A 21,743-nucleotide genomic window follows, 5' to 3' on the forward strand; every position below is an offset into this window, starting at 1 on the left:
TGATATCAGATTGGATGGCGGAGAGCCGCCATCCGCACCCGCTTTCGAGCGTGGTACATTTGCCAGAGTGAGTGGCAGATGAGGGCAGTGATGATGATGACGCCGCCCACAAGAGTTGGATCGCTTGGTCTTTCGGCGAAAACCAGCCAGACCCATATGGGCGTTAGCACCGTTTCCAGCAGATAGAACATCGCCACTTCCGGACCGGAGATGAATCGAGGGCCCGTGGCGAGACACAGGAAAGCGATGGTCGTCACCACCGCGCCGTTGAAGATGATCCATCCGGGCACGGCGACAGTGTAGCCATGCTGTGACACCATGAAGGCGGCAACCAGCATTGGCAGCGCCGTTCCCATGATCGCGGCGAAACCCATATCCTTGCCTGACGAGCGAGTGACGGTAATCGCCAGGGAAAGTATGAACGTAGATAGGAGTGCGACAAGATCGCCAAATACGTGACCGGAGGATAGCCCTTCACGCACAATGATTCCAACTCCGATCAGCATGAAGAACATGGCGACGAAGGTAATTGTCTTTGGCCGCTCCTTCAGGAAAACCCACGACAGCAGGGCAGAGAAAACCGTGTTGAACGCAAGGATGAAGACGAGGTTTGCTGTCCTCGTGTTGTAGACAGCGATCATGAAGGTAATGGACGCAAGGCCGTAGAGCCCGGCCACGACGAACCCGATGCGGCCCGGGACGATTGTGCGCAGTCTGCCGGTTGCAAGACTCCAGACCGCCCAGATGATGAGCGCGCTGATGAATGTTGTGACACTGCGCAACAGCAAGGTTGACCAGGTCTCACCCTGGCCAAGCCGGAGCAGAGGTATATCGGCGGAAAGGACAAGCCCGCCAATGCCCGTGATGAGCAGGCCCTTGCGGTGATCGAGCTGTAATTGGGACATGCGGCGTTTCCGGAATTTTTATTATTATGCCGCGTGGTCTAGCGGGGATTGATATTGTCGTCCAGAGCGACCATTGCTGACCTCTCAGTCGCGACGCTCCCAGCCCTTGGGTCCCAGATGTTCTTGTGGCTTGTAGCGGATCTTGTATTGCATCTTGCGTGATCCCTCGACCCAGTAGCCCAAATAGACATGCGGTAGTCCCGCCGCCGCGGCGCGCTGGATATGATCGAGAATCATGAAGGTACCGAGCGAGCGGTTCGCATGCTCCGGATTGAAAAACGAATATACCATGGATAGTCCATCGCCCATCACATCCGTCAGGGCCACGGCGATGAGCTCGCCTTCGCCTTTCTTGGTGATGAAGGAATCCGGTCCGCGACGCCGGTACTCGATGATCTGGGTTGGCACATGGGTGTCCTCGATCATCATCGCATAATCGAGCACAGTCATTTCCGACATGCCACCCTTGTTGTGGCGAGCATCAAGATAGTGGCGGAACAGGGAATATTGCTCAGTTGAAGGTTCGGCATGGTGGATATTGCCGATCAGGTCGCGATTGCGGTTCCAGACGCGACGCATCGATTTGTCCTGCCGGAACTCACCGGCGAGAATACGCACCGATACGCATGCACGGCAGTTCTCGCAGGCCGGACGATAGGCGATGTTCTGCGAACGGCGAAATCCACCCTGCGTCAGGAGATCATTGAGTTCGCTCGCTCGGCCGCCAACCAGATGCGTGAAGACCTTTCGCTCAAGCTGGCCCTCCAGATAGGGACAGGGCGAGGGGGCTGTCAGGAAGAACTGCGGTGACTGCTGTGGTTGGTGCGTCATTCAAGGTCCTGGAACGGTCTGCAATGCCTATAGAATCGTACGACCGCTTCAAACGTCAATTCAATTATATTGCATTCAGCTGTGAATGTCTTCGTTGAGACTTATCTCAAGGAAAGACTGGTGCAGCGTGTCCCGTTCCAGGTGTGACTGGCTGCATCGAACCTGCCATTGTTCGAACCGCCCCAGCGTGCCTTGAAATCCTTATAGTCATCGGCAAAATCGAGTTCGAGTAATCCGGTGCCGTACTTGTCGGTCCACACCAGCGTTCGCGACGTACCGGTACCTGGTTCCTTTTCCGTCACCGTGCCCTCGACACGGCCGTCCGGTTCGTCGAGTTCGTACGTGCCCGTAATGCGGCCGTCCTTATCCACATTCAGCATGGTTTCCACGTCTTGATAGTCACCACTGGAAATCACCTCACCGCAAAAGCGGCCAGCCGGCGACGCGGCCATGCTGCTTGCAGTTCCAAATCCAAATAACGCAAGCGCCACCAGAGCGAATGCAATTGAGCGTATATTCATCATAATCAAGCCGAATGAAGAAGGGCTCCTGATCGGGAGCCCTTGGGATCAGTTGTAAGCGCGGACAACCACTGTGCCCAGAAGCAGATCATGCACAGTCCGCTTGCGGTCAAGAAACAGCGTTGCCAGCAGAATAAGTGGTGTCAGCACCACATTCAGCCCCCAGAAAAGGACCGTGTGCACGACAGCAAGCAGGCTATCGACTTTCTGCCCGTCGAGCCGCTCCAGCCTTAGCCCCATCATCTGCATGCCCTTCGTCGCCTGGCGTGGTCCGCCCATTGTCGTCGCGACATAGGCAAGGGCAACTGCAGGAAACATGATGCCGTAGAGCATCCAGCCGACGCCAAGTGTTGCCACGCCGAGGATTGCAATCAGGAGCGCCACGGGAATACAAAGAAAGAACACGATCATGTAGTCGATCAGGAAAGCGAAGACGCGGCTGGTCCGCACACCCTGATACATCCGCCAGTCATCCAGGCGGTTGGTGATGATTTCGCCATCAAGGGTCTTCGCGTTCATTTCGTTTCCTGTTTCAATGGGACGGGCACATTGCCGCCCTCCAGAAATTGGGAATTCCAGAACGATAATTCAAGAAGAAATCAGGAGCCGGCTTTCAACCGCTCTGCGACCGTCGGTGCGAAGTAGGTCAAGATACCGTCACAGCCGGCCCGCTTGAAGGCGAGCAGGGTTTCCATCATGACCCGTTCCTCATCGATCCAGCCATTGGCGCCCGCTGCCTTGATCATCGTGTATTCGCCTGACACCTGATAGGCGAAGGTCGGCATCGCAAATGTGTCTTTCAAGCGGCGGATGATGTCGAGATAGGGAAGTCCCGGCTTTACCATGAGCGAGTCCGCGCCCTCGGCCAGATCCTGTCCGGCCTCGCGTACCGCTTCATCGGCGTTCGCCGGGTCGATATAGTAGGTCTTCTTGTCGCCCTTCAGCCGCCCTGAAGTGCCTATAGCTTCGCGGTATGGACCATAAAACGCCGAAGCGAATTTGGTCGCGTAGGCCATGATCGCGACATCCTGGAAGCCATTCTGGTCTAGCGCGTCGCGAATGGCGCCAATTCGTCCATCCATCATGTCCGAAGGCGCAATAATGTCGGCACCTGCAACAGCTTGAAGCACCGCGCCCTTGGTAATCTGTTCGACGGTTTCATCATTGACGATGATGCCGTCGCGCAGGATGCCGTCATGACCATGGCTGGTGAAGGGATCGAGCGCAACGTCGGTGATCATGCCGATTTCCGGTACCGCATCCTTGATTGCTCGTGTGGCGCGATTGATGAGGTTATCCGGATCGAGTATGCCCGAGCCTGCATCGTCTCGCCGGGCGGGATCAATGTTGGCAAAGGTGGCAATGGCGGGGATACCAAGTTTGGCCGCACGCTCGGCCTCGCGCACTGCCATGTCCACGGAAAAGCGCTGAACTCCCGGCATGGCACTGATGTCCTCACGCCGGTTGGTGCCCTCGCACAGGAATATTGGCCAGATCAGATCATTCACCGTCAGCTGATTTTCCTGAACCAGACGCCGTGACCAATCGGCCTTGCGCATACGCCGCAGGCGGCGGCTCTGCGTGATTTCATCGACAGATCTCGGCGCGCGGGCCTGAAATGCGGGGTGTTTGTTCATGATTGCTGCCTTGTCCGCCGATCGCAGACATTTTTCCTGTTGTTTGGAATGGTTTTAACAGGGATCGCGCTGTGGACCAAGATACCAGCCAATATATGTGATCCATTGACGCGGTGCGCCGGAGTTTCCTAACCTCCGGCAGGAATCCTGGAGGGGTGCATGGAAATCGATTTTGGCGGGCAGGGCGAAATCGTGTTCGAACGGCGGGGCAAGGCCGGCCTGGTGCGTCTGACGCGACCCAAGGCGCTGAACGCATTGACCCGAACCATGGTCAATGCATTTCACCGGGCGCTCATCGCCTGGTCGACCGATCCCGACGTTCATTGTGTTGTTGTCGAGGGTGAGGGCCGCGCCTTTTGCGCCGGCGGTGACATCCTTGCTGTCTTTCACGCTGGCCGGTCGGGTAGCCCACTCTATGAATTCTTTGCGGACGAGTACCGGCTTAACGCCTATATCAGGCACTTTCCAAAGCCCTATATTTCCTTGATTGATGGTATCTGCATGGGTGGCGGCGTTGGCATTTCTGTTCATGGCTCGCATCGAGTCGTAACGGAAAACATCATGTTCGCCATGCCGGAGGTCGGTATCGGCTTCTTTCCGGATGTCGGTGGCAGCGCCTTTCTGCCGCATCTGCCTGAGCACTTCGGCACCTATCTTGCCTTGACCGGCAATCGCATCCGGCAAGGGGATTGCCTGCAAAGTGGCATCGCCACCCATGCGATCAAGGCCGAGGACAAGGAAAGGGTGCGGCGGAGTCTGATCAGAACCGGCAATCCCGACATAGCTTTGCGGGGCAAAATCATTAATCCAGACTTTGAAACGCCCGAGAAAATCCGCGATATGATAGGTGTTCTGTTCGATCTCGCGCACACTTGGTGGTTGTCTTATCCGCCTTGCGGCCGCAGGAGTGAACGGGAACGAGTGGGCGCAGCAGGTTCTTGTTCTCATTAATGCGCGCTCCCCGACCAGTCTGCACGTGACGTTCAGACAGATCGAGGAGGGACGTGATCTCGAGATGGATCAATGCATGCAGATGGAGTACCGGATTTTGTCACGCATGCTCGAGAATCACGACTTCTACGAAGGCGTACGCGCTCTTCTCGTCGACAAGGACAATGCACCTGCATGGCAGCCTGCGAGTATTGACGACGTTACGCCGGAAATGGTGAATGCCTATTTCGCGTCACTGGGCGAGCGGGAACTGCAATTGACATGAACGAAAGACCAACGCACCTGCCATTCGACCCGACGATGGCCCAGATGGGCTTTGTCTGGTTCCTGCGGCTTGTTTCAATCTATTGTCTTGTCGCGGGTGTCGGTTATTGGGCGCAACTCAGTGGCTATTACGAGGGGATGCTGTGGCGCTTCGACCTCATGCCCTGGCAGTGGAAAGTCGCTTCAGTGTCGCTCGCAATGCTTTATCCCGTGGCTTCCACCGGGCTATGGATGATGGTTTCCTGGGGGCCGGTCATCTGGTTTGTTGCTGCACTGGGCGAAACGTTGATGTTCACGGTCTTCTCCAATTTTTTCTTCTACAGACCACACATCGCCATCGTGCATGGCTGCGTGGCTTTTCTTTATATCTGCTTCCGCGCCGTACTTTTTCTGCAGAAACGCCAGCAGGCGAAGCCGGTGCGATAGAGCAAAGCCAGGAAAAGTGGGCACCGGTTTTCCGTCCGGTTTTGCGGCAGGCGATGAGCAAAGCCAGGAAAAGTGGGCACCGGTTTTCCGTCCGGTTTTGCAGCAGGCGATGAGCAAAGCCAGGAAAAGTGGGCACCGGTTTTCCGTCCGGTTTTGCGGCAGGCGATGAGCAAAGCCAGGAAAAGTGGGCACCGGTTTTCCGTCCGGTTTTGCGGCAGGCGATGAGCAAAGCCAGGAAAAGTGGGCACCGGTTTTCCGTCCGGTTTTGCGGCAGGCGATGAGCAAAGCCAGGAAAAGTGGGCATCGGTTTTCCGTCCGGTTTTGCGGCAGACGATGAGCAAAGCCAGCACCGGTTTTCCGTCCGGTTTTGCGAATGGCGTGACTGCCGGGTAAGTCTTCATTAAGATTGAATTTGATTCATTCACGGTAAGGTACTGTTAAGTCTGTGTTTTAAGTCGAATTTTATGCGTATTGGATAGTGTTGCCTCAACGGTGAGAAAAATACACCGAAACAACAGTGAGGCAGGTAATATGAACAACACACAAAGAAAGTCTGGCGCAAGCTCGCATTCAACACCACGTGACACAGCATTGCGGACACTTTATCTTGAGGCGCTTCAGTTGGTCGAACGGTTACATCGCCGTTTGCTTGATGTGGTCAAGGATGAATTTGACCGCAATGGCCGCAGCGACATCAACGCAATTCAGGCATTGCTGCTTTTCAACATCGGCAATGCAGAACTGACCGCCGGTGAATTGCGCAGCCGCGGATACTATCTGGGTTCGAACGTTTCCTACAATCTGAAGAAGCTCGTTGAACTTGGCTTCATATCCCATGAGCGTTCACGCACCGATCGCCGCTCGGTTCGGGTCAGTCTGACCGAAAAAGGTTCTGAGGTCGCGGAACTGGTTGCGGGTCTGTACGAGCGTCACATTGCTTCGATCGAACACGTCGGGGGCATCAAGGCGGAAGAATTCCAGTCCATGAACAAGGCTCTTCAGCGTCTCGATCGTTTCTGGAACGACTCCATCGCCTATCGCATGTGAACGGATAATCCATAATAACAAAAGCCCGGCTTCGCCCAATGCGAAGGCGGGCTTTGTCTGCTAAAGCGGCCAGTGACCCGAACCCGAGGCAACGGCGCAAAGTCTTCCAGTCATTAATCCGCCATAATGGCGTGGAAATGCGGCTTCAGATATTTCATGTTCAGTGCAGCACCAACGACGGCTCGGTGAGGGCTGGTCCGCAGTTAAACCATCACGAACGCGCGATCAGATTGAAAGTTGCTGTTTGTTAAGGGTGTTGCTGATAATTTTGGTAACCGGGTCGCCGTTCCGTACCGTACGCGGCAGCTTGACTGCAGAACTTCCAAGGGTTGGACAAAATATGAAGAAATTCGGATCATCAGCAATCGATCGCCGCGCGTTTTTGAGGGGCGCCGCAACTGTTGGTTTCGCTGCGGCAACGTCTACCGCGTTCGCGCAGCAGTCTGATATCGGTGAGATTCTCGCTGCCCCCCGTCGCGGCAATTGGGACGATCAGTTCGATGCCCGCTCGAGCAACAAGGGCAAGGTCGCAAGCTTCCAGCCCATCGCAAGTCCAGATACGGCTTCCTTCATTGAAAGCGCCATCAACACCTACAGCCAGATCGTCAGCAATGGTGGATGGCCAAGGGTGGATGCAACGGTAAAATTGCAGCTTGGTGTCATTGATCCGTCGGTGGCCGCCATGCGCAAGCGCCTGATGATCGCCGGCGACCTCTCCGAAAGCGCTGGCCTCTCGAATTCCTTCGATACCTATGTTGACGCGGCTGTGAAGCGCTTCCAGGCGCGTCACGGTCTTCCTGCGGATGGTGTTATGGGCGAGTTCTCGCTCGCAGCGATGAACGTGCCGGCAGACGTTCGCCTGGGTCAGTTGCAGACGAATCTTGAGCGCGTTCGCACGCTGGCGTCGACCGATCAGGGCAGCCGCTACGTGATGGTCAATATTCCGGCAGCGCAGATCGAAGCGGTGGAAGGTGGCCGCGTCGTTCAGCGCCACACTGCTATTGTCGGCAAGATCGATCGCCAGACGCCGATCCTTGATTCCAAGATCCACGAGGTCATTCTCAATCCCTACTGGACGGCGCCGAAGTCGATCATCCAGAAGGATATCATCCCGCTGATGCGCAAGGATCCGACTTACCTTTCGCGCAACAAGATCTCGCCTGTTTGACGAGCAGACCCGCGAGGAAATCGCGCCGGAGAGCGTCGATTGGACGACGGAAGATGCGGTGAAGCTGATGTTCCGGCAGGATCCGGGCAAGATTAACGCCATGTCGTCGACGAAGATCAATTTCCCCAACCCTTATGCGGTCTACATGCATGACACGCCGCAGCAGGGTGTATTCAACAAGCTGATGCGCTTCGAATCTTCGGGTTGCGTCCGCATTCAGAATGTTCGTGATCTCAACGTCTGGCTCCTGCGCGACACACCGGGCTGGGATCGCCAGACCATGGAAGCGACCATCAAGACGGGCGTCAACACCCCGATCAATGTCAACAACCCTGTTCCGTTGCACTTCGTTTATGTCACCGCCTGGTCGACAGGTGATGGCGTCGTTCATTTGCGCGACGATATTTACGAGCGTGATGGTCAGGCGGCGCTGTCGATCGGTACAAATACGTGACCGCACATAGAAGTTGAGCCGATGCAGACCGCCTCCGGGCGGTCTTTTCATATTTGAATCCCGAAAGGCGGTTTCGGGCTAGAGCTTTTCGCGTACCGGCCATTGGCCTTGCCCGTTTAAGTATGATAATGCGCCGGACAACCTATGAATTACCCACCGGCAAATGAGGGTCCAGACACCATGTCGAATGCAAGCGCTTCCATTGCAGATACCTTTTTCAACGCATCGCTCGAAGATATCGATCCGGAAATTTTCGGCGCAATTCGCAAGGAGCTAGGGCGCCAGCGCCACGAGATCGAGCTCATCGCCTCGGAAAACATCGTGTCGCGCGCTGTACTTGAGGCGCAGGGCTCGATCATGACCAACAAATATGCCGAAGGCTATCCGGGCAAGCGCTATTATGGCGGCTGCCAGTTCGTTGATATTGCAGAAGAACTGGCCATTGAGCGTGCAAAGGAGCTGTTTGGCTGCGAGTTTGCCAATGTCCAGCCAAATTCCGGTAGCCAGATGAACCAGGCCGTTTTCCTGGCACTGTTGCAGCCGGGGGATACATTCATGGGCCTCGACCTCAACTCCGGTGGTCACCTCACTCACGGGTCACCTGTGAACATGTCCGGAAAGTGGTTCAAAGTCGTTTCTTATGGCGTACGTCCGGACGATCATCTGCTTGATATGGATGCGATCGAGAGGCAGGCCCACGAGACCAAACCCAAACTGATCCTGGCCGGCGGAACCGCCTATTCGCGTATCTGGGACTGGAAGCGTTTCCGCGAAATCGCCGACGCTGTCGGAGCTTATCTGATGGTCGACATGGCGCACATTGCCGGTCTCGTCGCTGCCGGTGTGCACCCATCTCCGGTTCCGCACGCGCACGTTGTCACCACAACGACACACAAATCCCTGCGTGGACCGCGTGGCGGCATGATTCTCAGCAATGACCCGGAAATCGCCAAGAAGATGAATTCGGCCGTGTTCCCGGGTCTGCAGGGCGGTCCCTTGATGCACGTCATCGCCGCAAAGGCCGTAGCATTTGGTGAGGCGTTGAAGCCGGAATTCAAGACCTACGCGCAGAACGTGGCCGCCAACGCGAAAACGCTGGCCGAAACCTTGAAGAAGAACGGGCTCGATATCGTCTCCGGCGGTACAGACAATCATTTGATGCTGGTTGATTTGCGCCCGAAGAACGCAACCGGCAAGCGTGCCGAGGCCGCGCTCGGGCGCGCAAATATCACCTGCAACAAAAACGGCATCCCCTTCGATCCCGAAAAGCCCTTCGTTACCTCTGGCGTACGCCTTGGTACACCTGCTGGCACGACACGCGGATCTCGGGGCGGCGGAGTTCACCGAAATCGGCAATCTGATTTCCGAAGTGCTGGATGGTTTGAAGGTCGCAAACTCGGATGAAGGCAACGCCGCAGTTGAAAAGGCGGTCCAGCAGAAGGTCGTTTCTCTCACGGATCGCTTCCCGCTCTATCCATATCTTGGATAGAATCGGGTCTGACTTGATATAGCTTGATTTTACTCGGGCGGAGAAGGATTGTACTGGATCGAACGGTCCGTTCACAATCCTCTCCGCCTGAACGCTTTTATCTCGTTGCGAAAGACACTATCTTCAGCCAAATTTGATTACGTTCAGAAAGCCGGTCAATGCGCTGTCCCTATTGCCAGTCTGAAGATACCCAGGTCAAAGATTCCCGTCCGGCCGAAGATGGTGCTGTGATCCGCAGGCGGCGTGTCTGTTCCGTTTGCGGCGGGCGCTTTACCACCTTTGAACGTGTGCAACTGCGTGACCTTTCCGTAATCAAGAAAAGTGGCCGCAAGGTCGCCTTCGACCGCGACAAGCTGATGCGCTCCGTTGAAGTGGCGTTGCGCAAACGTCAGGTCGATCCCGAGCGGGTGGAGCGCGCCGTATCTGGTATCGTCCGGCAGTTGGAGAGTTCCGGCGAACCGGAGGTGTCATCCGACGAAATCGGCCGGCTGGTCATGGACGCTTTGAAGGGTATCGACGATATCGCCTATATCCGCTTTGCCTCGGTCTATCGCAATTTCCGCGAGGCCAAGGATTTCCATGATGTCATTGACGAGATCACCTCCGGTGATGTTGTGCCTGATCCGGTCGAAGACGAGTGAGCCAGATGGCACGACTGGAGCAGAACGCGCTGGATCGCCGCTTCATGGCCGCGGCTATCCGGCTGTCGCGTAGCCATCAGGGACTGACTGGGACAAACCCATCCGTTGCCACGCTGATCGTCAAGGATGGCGTTATCATCGGTCGCGGCGTTACAGCCATCGGGGGGCGGCCCCACGCTGAAACGCAAGCCCTGTCGGAAGCGGGCGAGCGTGCGAGGGGCGCCACCGCGTATGTGACGCTTGAACCCTGCGCCCATCATGGTCGAACGCCGCCCTGTGCCGATGCGCTGGTCACGGCGGGAATTACGCGTGTCGTATCTGCAACGAACGATCCCGACGATCGGGTTGCAGGCAAGGGATATGCGATTCTGCGCGCTGGCGGTATCGAAGTTGAAGAGTGCGTGCTCGGCGCGGAGGCGGCGGATTATCTCGCCGGCTATTTGATCTCGATCATCGAAAAAGCGGCCGGAAGTAACTCTAAAACTTGCACTTTCCAGTGATGGCTTCATTGGCAGGAGGGGAGATGGACAGGTCGTCATAACTGGCTCGGTCTCGCGGTCGCAGGTACATTTGATGCGGGCTGAAACCGACGCAATTCTGGTCGGGATAGGTACCGTACTCGCCGACGATCCGCAGCTGACCTGCCGTTTGCCTGGGCTGGAAGCCCGTTCGCCCGTCCGCGTTATTCTTGACAGCCAGCTTCGCCTGCCGCTGGACAGTGCGTTGGTAAAGAGCGCGGGTAATGTTCCGGTTTGGGTTGCGGCGAGTGCGGCTGCCGCACCGGCGAGGCGGCAGGCGCTCGTTGCTGAGGGCTGCCGAATCCTCGCGACGGAAACCGATTGCGGCGCTACTGCACTTCCGGAACTGCTCGATGATCTCGCCGCACAAGGCATTTCTACGTTGATGGTGGAAGGCGGTGCGACGGTCGCGAACTCGTTCTTGCAGGAAGGGCTGGTTGATCGCCTCGCCCTGTTTCAAGGGGCAGCTGCAATTGGTAGCACCGCCGGGGTTGCAGCACCTGAACTCCACTCCCATATCGCCCGGGGTTTCAAACTGTTGCATGACTATCGCTTCGGCCATGACCAATACAGCGAATATGTCAGATCTGTCTAAGGAAGCACGAATGTTTACTGGAATCGTAACGGATATTGGCAGGATCGGACAGGTGAAGCCGCTGAACGAAGGGGTGTTGCTGCGCGTTGAAACCAGTTACGATCCGGCAACGATCGACATCGGCGCATCCATCTCCTGCTCGGGTGTCTGCCTGACCGTCACGTCGCTCCCGGAAAAGGGATCGAATGCCCGCTGGTTCGAGGTCGAGGCCTGGGAAGAAGCGCTGCGGCTTACCACCATCGCTGGCTGGAAGACCGGTACGCGCATCAATCTTGAGCGCTCCTTGAAGCTGGGTGATGAGATGGGAGGTCATCTCGTCTCTGGCCATGTCGACGCAATGGCGGAAATTATCAAGCGCGAAGACGAGGGTGACGCTGTTCGCTTCACCTTGCATGTGCCAGAGCAACTGGCACGATTCATCGCCCAGAAGGGTTCCGTGGCGCTCGATGGCACGTCCTTGACCGTCAATAGTGTCAATGACAATGAATTCGATGTGCTCCTGATCCGCCATTCGCTCGAAGTGACCACGTGGGGTGATCGCGAGGTTGGCGACAAGATCAATATCGAGATCGATCAGATGGCGAGATATGCCGCACGGCTTGCAGAATATCCGAAATCAGCCTAGGACCGGAACCAGCGGCGGTGACGCCATCCCATTTCCTTCGGAGCTATCATGTCTGACAAAAAAGCGCGTGCGCCACACCTGTTGATCGTGGAAGCGCGATTCTATGACGATCTGTCGGATGCATTGTTGACTGGGGCCAAAATGGCGCTCAATGAAGCCAACGCCACCTATGATGTCGTTACTGTTCCTGGTGCCCTCGAGGTTCCCGCAGTCATTTCTTTTGCCCTTGATGCTGCGGTAGAAGGCGGAAGGGAATATGATGGTTATGTGGCGCTTGGTACGGTCATTCGCGGCGAAACCTATCATTTCGATATTGTCGCCAACGAGTCTTGCCGCGCGCTCATGGATCTGGCGGTCAATGAAAGCATTGCGATCGGCAACGGTATCCTGACCGTCGAGAATGAAGAACAGGCGTGGGCACGCGCACGCCGCGAAGACAAGGACAAGGGTGGCTTTGCAGCACGTGCGGCATTGACCATGATTGCCCTCAAGGAAAAGCTTGGAGCCTGAACGAATGCCTTCTCCGAAAGACGGGCAAAGCCCAACTGCGAAAACCGCCAACAAGCGTGGCGTTGCCCGCTTGGCCGCAGTTCAAGCCCTCTATCAGATGGATGTCGCAGGCACAGGTGTGCTCGAGGTTGTGGCAGAGTATGAAGCGCACCGCCTCGGCAAGGAAGTGGACGGTACGCAGTACCTGGATGCCGATCCGCAGTGGTTTCGTGCCATTGTTTCCGGCGTTGTTGCCGAGCAAACTTTACTCGATCCGATGATTCTGCCAGGCATTGACCGAAGACTGGCCGCTTTCACGCCTCGATCCGACCTTGCGTGCCATCCTGCGGGCCGGAATATGGGAACTGAAGGATAGGGTCGACGTGCCGACTGCGGTCATCGTTTCCGAATACGTCGATATCGCCAAAGCCTTTTATTCCGAGGACGAGCCGAAACTGGTCAATGCTGTGCTCGACCGGCTCGCCTATGAAATTCGCGGCGAGAGCAAGGGCGTCAAAGGCCCGCGGCGCTGACATATGCGAAGGTTTTAGTGGGCATGTCGCGGACGGTGTTTACCCTTCGGTTTTGGGCGTGTGACATATAGGGCGACAAGCCCAAAGATCAAACCGGAAACCGGCATGATCAGCAAAGAAAGGGCTTGAAACGTCGTCATTGGGTCATCCTCTTAAGGAGAGCACTTACTGCAAAATGGCGACAGCAATGCTGTTCACGAATGTCGCCAACAATTTAATGCGCTCGTTGTGTATGACTTTCACTGGATAGCCCCTAGATTCTTATCCACTCCCACTATTGGCGTTTAAAACTTGCCCCGGCCAGCCCTACTTTCGTCGCCCATTTCACTAAGATGCGAAAGACCTTGACGTTTTCGCATTTGCTTCGCTACTCCTTACACATACGGTCGCGTTTCTGCCGGCCTGGCGGATTTCAGTGTGCCGTACCGAACCTGACCCGGGGAGGGGTTTTTCCGGTCAAAATCTGAGGGAGTGGCATGACAATACTGTTTCTGGTCATTGCCTGCGGTCTGCTGTCTATCGTCTACGCCGTCTGGGCCACCAAATCGGTGCTCGCGGCGGACCAGGGCAATGCGCGCATGCAAGAAATCGCCGGTGCAATCCGCGAAGGCGCACAGGCATATCTCACACGTCAGTACACTACGATCGCCATGGTTGGCGCCGTTGTATTCATCGCCGTCTGGTTTCTTCTGACAGGAACAGCGGCTATCGGCTTCATGATCGGCGCCGTTCTTTCTGGGCTTGCCGGGTTCATCGGTATGCATGTTTCCGTCCGGGCCAATGTCCGCACCGCACAGGCTGCCTCCCGCAGCCTCGCCGCTGGCCTTGAAATTGCTTTCAAGTCGGGTGCCATTACAGGCATGCTGGTTGCGGGCCTCGCACTGCTCGGTGTGTCAGTCTACTACTGGGTTCTGACCGGACCGATGGGCTATGCTCCCGCTGATCGTACGGTAATTGACGCGCTGGTCTCACTTGGGTTCGGTGCTTCCCTCATTTCCATCTTTGCCCGCCTTGGCGGCGGTATTTTTACCAAGGGCGCCGACGTCGGCGGTGACCTCGTCGGCAAGGTCGAAGCCGGAATTCCCGAGGATGATCCGCGCAACCCTGCAACGATCGCGGATAACGTCGGCGACAATGTTGGCGATTGCGCCGGTATGGCTGCGGACTTATTTGAAACCTATGCGGTGACGATTGTCGCCACGATGGTCCTCGCCGCCATCTTCTTCGCAGCAGCGCCCAACCTCGCCACAGTGATGCTTTATCCGCTGGCCATCTGTGGGGCCTGCATCATCACCTCGATTGCAGGCACGTTCTTCGTCAAGCTTGGCGCCAACAATTCCATCATGGGGGCCCTCTACAAGGGTTTGATCGTGACGGGACTTCTTTCGATCGTTGGCCTGGGGGCGGCGACTTCTCTGACCATCGGCTGGGGCGAGACCGGAATTGTGGCGGGTCAGGTCATAACAGGAACGAACCTGTTCCTCTGTGGGATTATTGGGCTCGTAGTGACGGGTTTGATCGTGGTGATTACCGAGTATTACACCGGTACGAACAAGCGCCCGGTCAATTCGATTGCCCAGGCGTCGATAACCGGCCATGGTACCAATGTGATCCAGGGTCTCGCGGTTTCGCTTGAATCCACTGCGCTTCCGGCGCTGGTCATCGTTGGTGGTATTATCTCGACCTACCAGCTTGCTGGCCTTTTCGGCACAGGCATTGCTGTTACTGCCATGCTTGGTATCGCTGGTATGATTGTGGCGCTGGATGCGTTCGGTCCAGTCACGGATAATGCTGGCGGCATTGCCGAAATGGCGGGTCTCGACCCCGAAGTGCGTAAATCCACCGACGCGCTCGACGCCGTGGGAAACACCACCAAAGCGGTTACCAAGGGTTACGCGATTGGTTCCGCCGGTCTCGGCGCATTGGTTCTGTTCGCGGCTTACGCCAACGATCTGCAGTTCTTCATCAGCGAAGCCAATAAGGAAGGCGCCACCGCGTTCTCCTACTTCAAGGGGATCGGTGCCATTTCTTTCGAACTGTCCAATCCCTATGTGGTGGCAGGTCTCATCTTTGGCGGTCTCATCCCTTATCTCTTTGGCGGGATCGCAATGACGGCTGTTGGCCGTGCGGCGGGTTCCGTGGTTGAAGAGGTGCGCCGGCAGTTCCGCGAAAAGCCTGGTATCATGCTGGGGACCGAGCGCCCGGACTACGCACGTGCGGTCGACATCCTTACCCGAGCTGCGATCAAGGAGATGGTGGTTCCATCGCTCTTGCCGGTTTTGGCCCCAATCGTCGTTTATTTCGGCGTTTTGCTGATTTCCGGATCGAAAGCCTCTGCTTTCGCAGCGCTTGGTGCTTCGCTGCTTGGCGTCATCATCAACGGCATTTTCGTTGCCATTTCGATGACATCGGGCGGTGGTGCTTGGGATAACGCCAAGAAATCCTTCGAGGATGGGTTCGTCGATAAGGATGGAACGCGCCACATGAAGGGCTCGGAAGCGCACAAGGCTTCCGTTACTGGCGATACGGTCGGAGATCCCTACAAGGACACGGCGGGTCCTGCCGTCAATCCGGCGATCAAGATCACCAATATCGTCGCACTGCTCCTGCTTGCCGTGCTTGCGCACTGACTCCAGCGAACATTGCAACAAAAAACCCACGATCTGGTTTCGTGGGTTTTTTTGTATTGAGTGTTTTTTATTGCGGCGGAGCGCCGCCTCCGCCAAGCGAAGACGGTGCCTTGCCGACACCAGCCAGCATCTGGCCGAGGAAAGAGAGGTCTTTGCCGCCCGTCGGCGTCGTACGGGAAATAAAGTCAAACACCTTGCCGTCCTGCAATCCGTAGTTGGAAATGCTGGAAACTTTGCCGTCTTTGTCAAAATAGACGGCCAGAATACGGCGTTCCGTCACTTTCGGCATCATGAAGGCGACACTACGGTGGCGCTTCTGCGAAATGTAATAGAAAACCTCGTTGTCAAAGGTGGCTGTTGTCGACGGGCTGCCAAGTGACAAAACGACCTGTTCGCGGCTGGAGCCCACGGGGACGAATTCGAGCGTCTTCTCGTCGAGCACATAGCCTTGTGTCAGTGTCTCCGATGGATTGAGGTTGGCGGTGTTACAACCCGCAAGCCCTGCGGCTAAAAGAAGGGTTCCAACGAGAAGGTATTCCCGTGAACGATCGGTCTTGAAAATCCGCTCCAGCAACGACATCTCCATTTCAAACTGGGCGCAAGTCTTTCGCCGCCCGCAGAACTTCGGTAAACCACCTTGAAGTCCGATGCAACACGCGACATGTGTTGCGTACCAGACCCAAGTGAAAGCACAACTCTATGATTCTCAGTCTTTTTAGCCGCAAAGCCAAAGCAAATGAGGCGATTACAATTGCCCTCTACGATGCGATCGTGGCAGCGGCGCGGCAGCCATACTTTTATTCCGAGCTTGACGTTCCGGATTCACCGTTAGGCCGCTATGAAATGCTTTCGCTGCATATTTTCTTGTTCATGCGTCGGATCAAGGGCCGAACGCCGGCGTTGAAATCGATCGGCCAGGAGGTAACGGACGAGTTTTTCAGGGACGTCGATCACTCCTTGCGAGAGCTCGGCATTGGAGATCTCGGGTGTACCAAAGCGTATGAAGAAGCTGGCGCGCATGTTCTACGGCCGGATTGAATCTTATGACAAGGCGCTTCAACACAACGATCACCCGGCGCTCGCCGCAGCGCTTGCTCGCAATGTCCGGCCGGATGCTCAGGCCTGGCCGGGTGCAGATGCACTTGCAAGTTATGTCGGGCAAACGGTACGGCACCTCGAAGATCAACCAGATGATATAATCGCTGGCGGCAAGGTTACATTTCCTGATGCCGCGGCCGATCGTCCATCATCGTCGCTTTGAGAGGATGAAGCTGATGACACGGAATACAGACGGGACAATGAGTTTTCCTGTTTCGGTTCAACGGCTCCCGCCAAAGGGGCTGAATGTCAAAATCGAGGCAAATGCCCGCGAGCGTGAGGCATTGCGTGACTTTCACGAACTTGAGGATGTCAGATCCTTTCGGGCCGACCTGCAGGTCATACCGTGGAAGAAAGATGGTGTTCGCATTCGTGGCGTGGTCAAGGCAGAGATCGTCCAGTCCTGCATTGTCACACTGGAACCCATTGACGCAAAGATCGATACGGAGATCGACGCGATCTTTGTTCCGGAAAACTCGCGCCTCGCCCGATTGCCGCTTGATGAGAATGGTGAGCTGATCATCAGCGCCGAGGGTCCGGATATACCGGAGACATTTTCCGGCGATACGCTGGATGCGGGTGCGATTGCCGAGGAGTTTTTGAACTTGCGATCGATCCCTATCCGCGCAAGGACGGTGTGGAGGCCGCCGCTCCGGTCGTTGTGACCTATGGAGAAGGTGATGACGACGCTGAAAAGCCAGCAAACCCGTTCGCAGCTCTGAAGGATTGGAAACAGAAGACTTGATCGGGGGCACGTCCTGCGACTAAGTAGCTGAATGAATGGTCCGGGGAGGACCGCATAACACTGTTTATTGGGGCGGGGTTTCACGATAATTCAGCTCAAGGAACCGGCAGACGGGCAGAAACCAGTTGTGCACCTATGCAAAATGACTATTTTCGCCGAGTCTTTTCAAAAAATCTTACTGACAAGCACTGAACAGGACAGGACAATCGAGAGTGATCAGAATTTCCATTGACGCCATGGGCGGTGATTTCGGTCCCGAGATCGTTATTCCCGGCATGGCAACGGCGCTGGAGCGCCATCCTGATATCAGGTTTGTAATCTTCGGACGCGAAGAAGAAGTAAAACCTGTCCTGGCCCGCCATCAGGCTTTGTCCAACGCCTCGACGCTCCACCATTGTGACGTTGCGGTCCGCATGGATGAAAAACCGAGTCAGGCTTTGCGAAATGGCCGGTGGAAATCATCCATGTGGCGCGCCATCGAAGCGGTCAAGACCGGGGAGGCCGATGCCTGCGTTTCCGCCGGCAACACTGGCGCCCTGATGGCCATGTCAAAATTCTGCCTGCGCACGATGGCGAATGTCGAGCGGCCGGCCATTGCCGGCGTCTGGCCGACCTTGCGTGGTGAGAGCATCGTGCTCGATATCGGCGCCACCATCGGCGCCGACGCGCAGCAACTGGTCGATTATGCTGTTATGGGAGCGGCGATGGCGCGCTCCCTGTTCGAGATCGAACGCCCCACCATCGGCTTGCTCAATGTCGGCGTCGAAGAGATCAAGGGGCAGGACGATGTCAAGGACGCGGCGCGCATCCTCCGTGAAATTCCGTTACCCAGCCTCGAATATTACGGTTTCGTCGAAGGGAACGACATTGGCAAGGGGACCGTCGACGTTGTCGTGACTGAAGGTTTTGCCGGAAATATCGCTCTCAAGGCAGCCGAAGGAACCGCAAAGCAGTACACGCAGTATCTGCGCGAGGCCATGAACCGCACGCTTATGTCGAGGATAGGCTATCTCTTTGCCAAGGGCGCGTTTGACCGCATGCGTGAGAAGATGGACCCCCGCAAGACCAATGGCGGCGTGTTCCTGGGATTGAACGGCGTCGTCATCAAGAGCCATGGCGGCACCGATGCTTTAGGCTTTGCTTCGGCTATCGATGTGGGCTACGACATGGCCCACAACAAGCTCTTGGACAAGATCGCTGCGGATCTGACCCATTTTCACAAGAGCCCGGTTGGCGCGGCTTTCCAGGATGAGACCGAGAGCGCCGCCGAAGTTGAAATAGAGCAACAGGAAAAGTAGAGCTTCGATGATCCGATCCGTTGTAAGAGGTATAGGCGCAGCCAAACCGGCACGTCTGGTAAAGAACGCTGATCTTGAAGGGATCGTTGAAACATCAGACGAATGGATCGTGCAGCGAACGGGTATCCGGCAGCGCTACATTGCTGGCGAGGGCGAAACGACGGCTTCGCTGGGCGAAGCAGCCGCACGGGCAGCCTTGGACAATGCGGGCCTGACGCCGGACGATATTGATCTGATCATCCTCGCGACTTCGACGCCCGACAATACGTTTCCCGCCTCGGCCGTGGATATTCAGTCGCGCCTTGGTATGACGCACGGCTTTGCGTTCGACATGCAGGCCGTCTGTTCCGGCTTTGTCTATGCCGTTACCACGGCAGACCTCTATATTCGTGGCGGCATGGCAAAACGTGTCCTGGTAATAGGGTCCGAGACCTTCTCCCGCATACTGGACTGGAACGACCGCACCACCTGCGTGCTCTTTGGCGATGGCGCCGGAGCGCTGGTGCTGGAGGCCAGTGAGGGACGTGGGCTGACCTCCGACAGAGGCGTTCTTACAGCCAATCTGCGCTCCGATGGCTCGCACAAGCAGAAACTATATGTTGATGGCGGACCGTCCTCGACGCAAACAGTCGGCCATCTCAGAATGGAGGGCAGGGAGGTCTTCAAGCACGCTGTCGGCATGATCACCGACGTTATTGAAGCCTCCTTTTCCGAGGCGGGAATCACCGCTGAGGATATCGATTGGTTCGTCCCTCATCAGGCCAACAAGCGCATCATCGATGCCTCCGCAAAGAAGCTCAATCTTGCGGAAGAAAAGGTCGTTATCACCGTGGACCAACACGGAAATACATCAGCCGCTTCAGTACCCTTAGCACTAGCGACCGCTGTCGAAGACGGTCGCATCAAGCAGGGCGATTTAGTGCTCCTCGAAGCCATGGGTGGGGGCTTTACGTGGGGTGCAGTTCTGCTACGGTGGTAGCAGCTTGGTTGGGCGGGCAGATTAGTTCACGAACTTTTCCAAGCTGCTTGCCCGATCGGTTTTCATCCTATAACTTCCGCTGTCACCTGGTAGTTTTGCAACAAACGAGAGCTTTGAGATCGTATGGGGGGTAAGACCATTACGCGCGCTGATCTGGCTGAGGCAGTCTATCGCAAGGTAGGGCTTTCGCGAACAGAGTCAGCTTCACTGGTCGAGACAATTCTCGATGAAGTGTGTGACGCAATTGTTCGTGGCGAGACAGTAAAATTGTCATCGTTCGCCACGTTCCAGGTAAGAGACAAGAACGAACGAATTGGCCGGAATCCAAAGACCGGTGAAGAGGTTCCAATTCTACCGCGCAGGGTCATGACGTTCAAAGCGTCCAATGTTCTCAAGCAGAGAATTTTGCGTTCGCACCAGACGCGCAAGAAGAAATCTGCCTGACATTTAAGGTTTATGGCCCAATGAGCGAGATTACTGTGCGGTAATCTCGCGTCACGCTTGAAAAATGGACCACAAACCGCTGAAATGGACGTCGAATCAGAATTTCTCCTGAAAGGGTGAAATCATGGACAAGAGTCCCGACGCATTTAGAACCATCAGCGAAGTCGCAGAAGACCTTGATCTGCCACAGCATGTGCTGCGCTTCTGGGAAACACGGTTCACCCATATAAAGCCAATGAAGCGCGGCGGTGGCCGCCGTTATTACCGTCCTCTAGACGTTGACCTTCTCAAAGGTATCCGCCATCTCCTGTACGATCAGGGTTATACGATCAAGGGCGTGCAGCGTCTGTTGCGGGAGAACGGCACCCAGTTCATCATTGCCCTCGGCAGCGGTGACACGGCAGCCGCTGAGGCGATCAGCCAGCAGAAGCAGGCCACCGCACGTCAAGAAGAAGCGCTGGCCGCCGAACAGAGCAGAGCGGATGCCGACGAAGAAGCCGCAGTCATGGGCACGCCCAAATCCGCACCGCAGGGCCGGCGCCTGTTTGGATTGATCAAGGGCGATGATGAGGGTCCGGTAGCGGCTGATGGCAAGCGGCTTTCCAAGGACAATCGAACCTTGCTCCAGGAAACGCTTTTCGACCTGCTTGAGTGCAAGCGTCTCCTCGATCAGGTTCGTTAACGCCAAAAAAAGCCCAGCTTTCAAACAAATGAAAGCTGGGACTTGGGGGTTGGCCGTGGGGTGCGGCCTAACTGGTTGGGGGACCAGTTCCGGGAAAACGCAAGACTGGCTTAAAGGTTCCCGACAGAATCGGTTTATTTATCACCTGGCGGCCAACATACCGATGATGACGCCAAGACCGGCGATAATCATTAGTGTCGACACCGAGTTTTGTGTTGGCGTGTTGGCAATCTTGCGCGCTTGATATCCCAACCCTATCGCTGCACGCTGGCCGCGCTCTTTAATCTCATCAAGGGTTGAACGGTCCCCGTCCGTAAAATCGTCCAATAGTTCAATACCTTTATCAGAGAGCGTTTTGGCGATAGCAGCCAAGTCGCGTTTGAGTTCGGCAATCTCGCTTCTCAGTCGCGCCTGGTCGGTTTCACTTTGCATTGCATCGGTCATGTCGTCCATTGTGGTCGTCCTTCGTAAGCCAAGATTAGCGGCGTGAGAAAAGCCCGATCAGGAGAGCTGCACCTGCAACGAGCGCCAAGGTAGCAACCGGATTTTCCTTGGCGGTGTCTGCGGCATAGCGTGCCTGCCTGGTTGCAACCCGCTTCATGTCGTCAAATCGTTCACCGCTTAAATCCGAAAGGCTTGCAGTGATTTTCGAGATTTCTTTGCGCAAGGCCGCAATCTGTGCCTCAACGTCACCCTGTATCTCATCCGCATTCTTCGAGAATATCGCCATATCAAAGCTCCTTTTCATTGAGGAGGTATAACGGCGCGTGCCT

Annotated in this window: 18 protein-coding genes and 7 pseudogenes; 17 read left to right on the forward strand and 8 right to left on the reverse strand. The window is 56.0% G+C overall.

The window, feature by feature from the left end:
- Positions 1 to 5: 5 nt before the first annotated feature.
- The 5 genes from N8E89_RS14245 to hemB form a co-directional block, all read right to left on the reverse strand.
- Positions 6 to 905 (reverse strand): DMT family transporter, encoded by a 900-nt coding sequence (locus tag N8E89_RS14245; RefSeq protein WP_106664891.1) that lies wholly within the window; start codon positions 903 to 905, stop codon positions 6 to 8.
- Between the two features lie 84 nt (positions 906 to 989).
- Positions 990 to 1,736, reverse strand: coding sequence for an arginyltransferase (locus N8E89_RS14250; protein WP_106664892.1), 747 nt, complete (start codon positions 1,734 to 1,736; stop codon positions 990 to 992).
- A gap of 101 nt (positions 1,737 to 1,837) precedes the next feature.
- Positions 1,838 to 2,188 (reverse strand): hypothetical protein, encoded by a 351-nt coding sequence (locus N8E89_RS14255; RefSeq protein ID WP_162707081.1) that lies wholly within the window; start codon positions 2,186 to 2,188, stop codon positions 1,838 to 1,840.
- Between the two features lie 117 nt (positions 2,189 to 2,305).
- Complete coding sequence (locus N8E89_RS14260) at positions 2,306 to 2,776, reverse strand: RDD family protein (RefSeq protein ID WP_112759806.1); 471 nt, start codon at positions 2,774 to 2,776, stop codon at positions 2,306 to 2,308.
- An 80-nt stretch (positions 2,777 to 2,856) separates the two neighbouring features.
- Positions 2,857 to 3,894 (reverse strand): porphobilinogen synthase, encoded by a 1,038-nt coding sequence (gene hemB, locus N8E89_RS14265; protein WP_106664895.1) that lies wholly within the window; start codon positions 3,892 to 3,894, stop codon positions 2,857 to 2,859.
- 159 nt (positions 3,895 to 4,053) lie between these two features.
- Here hemB and N8E89_RS14270 point away from each other — a divergent pair.
- The 11 genes and pseudogenes from N8E89_RS14270 to N8E89_RS14320 all read left to right on the forward strand — a co-directional run bounded on the left by N8E89_RS14270 (position 4,054) and on the right by N8E89_RS14320 (position 15,724).
- Positions 4,054 to 5,110, forward strand: a pseudogene (locus tag N8E89_RS14270) (enoyl-CoA hydratase/isomerase family protein).
- Positions 5,107 to 5,535, forward strand: coding sequence for a DUF6163 family protein (locus N8E89_RS14275; protein WP_112759804.1), 429 nt, complete (start codon positions 5,107 to 5,109; stop codon positions 5,533 to 5,535). Before N8E89_RS14270 ends, N8E89_RS14275 begins: the two are co-directional and overlap by 4 nt.
- A gap of 531 nt (positions 5,536 to 6,066) precedes the next feature.
- Positions 6,067 to 6,582, forward strand: a complete 516-nt coding sequence (gene ldtR / locus N8E89_RS14280) for a transcriptional regulator LdtR (protein WP_106664898.1) — start codon at positions 6,067 to 6,069, stop codon at positions 6,580 to 6,582.
- Positions 6,583 to 6,922: 340 nt separating this feature from the next.
- Positions 6,923 to 8,204, forward strand: a pseudogene (locus N8E89_RS14285) (murein L,D-transpeptidase).
- A gap of 180 nt (positions 8,205 to 8,384) precedes the next feature.
- Positions 8,385 to 9,693 (forward strand): annotated as a pseudogene (glyA, locus tag N8E89_RS14290) (serine hydroxymethyltransferase).
- Between the two features lie 158 nt (positions 9,694 to 9,851).
- The gene (nrdR, locus tag N8E89_RS14295) at positions 9,852 to 10,334 is read left to right on the forward strand and encodes a transcriptional regulator NrdR (protein ID WP_106664903.1); all 483 of its coding nucleotides are present in this window, start codon (positions 9,852 to 9,854) and stop codon (positions 10,332 to 10,334) included.
- A 5-nt stretch (positions 10,335 to 10,339) separates the two neighbouring features.
- Positions 10,340 to 11,447, forward strand: a pseudogene (ribD, locus tag N8E89_RS14300) (bifunctional diaminohydroxyphosphoribosylaminopyrimidine deaminase/5-amino-6-(5-phosphoribosylamino)uracil reductase RibD).
- A 10-nt stretch (positions 11,448 to 11,457) separates the two neighbouring features.
- Positions 11,458 to 12,072, forward strand: coding sequence for a riboflavin synthase (locus N8E89_RS14305; RefSeq protein WP_112759802.1), 615 nt, complete (start codon positions 11,458 to 11,460; stop codon positions 12,070 to 12,072).
- A 48-nt stretch (positions 12,073 to 12,120) separates the two neighbouring features.
- Positions 12,121 to 12,582 (forward strand): 6,7-dimethyl-8-ribityllumazine synthase, encoded by a 462-nt coding sequence (locus N8E89_RS14310; protein WP_112759801.1) that lies wholly within the window; start codon positions 12,121 to 12,123, stop codon positions 12,580 to 12,582.
- A 37-nt stretch (positions 12,583 to 12,619) separates the two neighbouring features.
- Positions 12,620 to 13,094, forward strand: a pseudogene (nusB, locus tag N8E89_RS14315) (transcription antitermination factor NusB); the annotation flags it as partial.
- A 476-nt stretch (positions 13,095 to 13,570) separates the two neighbouring features.
- Entirely contained in the window at positions 13,571 to 15,724 is a 2,154-nt protein-coding gene (locus tag N8E89_RS14320) for a sodium-translocating pyrophosphatase (protein ID WP_112759800.1), read from the forward strand.
- Positions 15,725 to 15,791: 67 nt separating this feature from the next.
- Here N8E89_RS14320 and N8E89_RS14325 read toward each other — a convergent pair whose 3' ends face one another.
- Positions 15,792 to 16,298 (reverse strand): outer membrane protein assembly factor BamE, encoded by a 507-nt coding sequence (locus N8E89_RS14325; RefSeq protein ID WP_106665001.1) that lies wholly within the window; start codon positions 16,296 to 16,298, stop codon positions 15,792 to 15,794.
- Between the two features lie 125 nt (positions 16,299 to 16,423).
- Here N8E89_RS14325 and N8E89_RS14330 point away from each other — a divergent pair.
- The 6 genes and pseudogenes from N8E89_RS14330 (at position 16,424) to N8E89_RS14355 (ending at position 20,970) form a co-directional block, all read left to right on the forward strand.
- Positions 16,424 to 16,985, forward strand: a pseudogene (locus N8E89_RS14330) (ubiquinol-cytochrome C chaperone family protein).
- A 13-nt stretch (positions 16,986 to 16,998) separates the two neighbouring features.
- Positions 16,999 to 17,567: pseudogene (locus N8E89_RS14335) on the forward strand (YceD family protein).
- A 212-nt stretch (positions 17,568 to 17,779) separates the two neighbouring features.
- The gene (gene plsX / locus N8E89_RS14340) at positions 17,780 to 18,865 is read left to right on the forward strand and encodes a phosphate acyltransferase PlsX (protein ID WP_106664910.1); all 1,086 of its coding nucleotides are present in this window, start codon (positions 17,780 to 17,782) and stop codon (positions 18,863 to 18,865) included.
- 7 nt (positions 18,866 to 18,872) lie between these two features.
- On the forward strand, positions 18,873 to 19,844 hold the full coding sequence (locus N8E89_RS14345; RefSeq protein WP_112759798.1) for a beta-ketoacyl-ACP synthase III: 972 nt from the start codon (positions 18,873 to 18,875) through the stop codon (positions 19,842 to 19,844).
- Between the two features lie 123 nt (positions 19,845 to 19,967).
- On the forward strand, positions 19,968 to 20,288 hold the full coding sequence (locus N8E89_RS14350) for an integration host factor subunit alpha (protein WP_008128366.1): 321 nt from the start codon (positions 19,968 to 19,970) through the stop codon (positions 20,286 to 20,288).
- 124 nt (positions 20,289 to 20,412) lie between these two features.
- Complete coding sequence (locus tag N8E89_RS14355) at positions 20,413 to 20,970, forward strand: MerR family transcriptional regulator (RefSeq protein ID WP_112759797.1); 558 nt, start codon at positions 20,413 to 20,415, stop codon at positions 20,968 to 20,970.
- 141 nt (positions 20,971 to 21,111) lie between these two features.
- On the opposite strand, the gene N8E89_RS14360 is transcribed toward N8E89_RS14355, so the two are convergent.
- Positions 21,112 to 21,423 (reverse strand): hypothetical protein, encoded by a 312-nt coding sequence (locus N8E89_RS14360; protein ID WP_112759796.1) that lies wholly within the window; start codon positions 21,421 to 21,423, stop codon positions 21,112 to 21,114.
- A gap of 25 nt (positions 21,424 to 21,448) precedes the next feature.
- On the reverse strand, positions 21,449 to 21,700 hold the full coding sequence (locus N8E89_RS14365) for a hypothetical protein (RefSeq protein WP_113172748.1): 252 nt from the start codon (positions 21,698 to 21,700) through the stop codon (positions 21,449 to 21,451).
- Between the last annotated feature and the right edge of the window lie 43 nt (positions 21,701 to 21,743).

Origin of the sequence: Phyllobacterium sp. A18/5-2 (genome assembly GCF_025452215.1) — a bacterium.
Lineage (GTDB): Bacteria > Pseudomonadota > Alphaproteobacteria > Rhizobiales > Rhizobiaceae > Phyllobacterium > Phyllobacterium sophorae.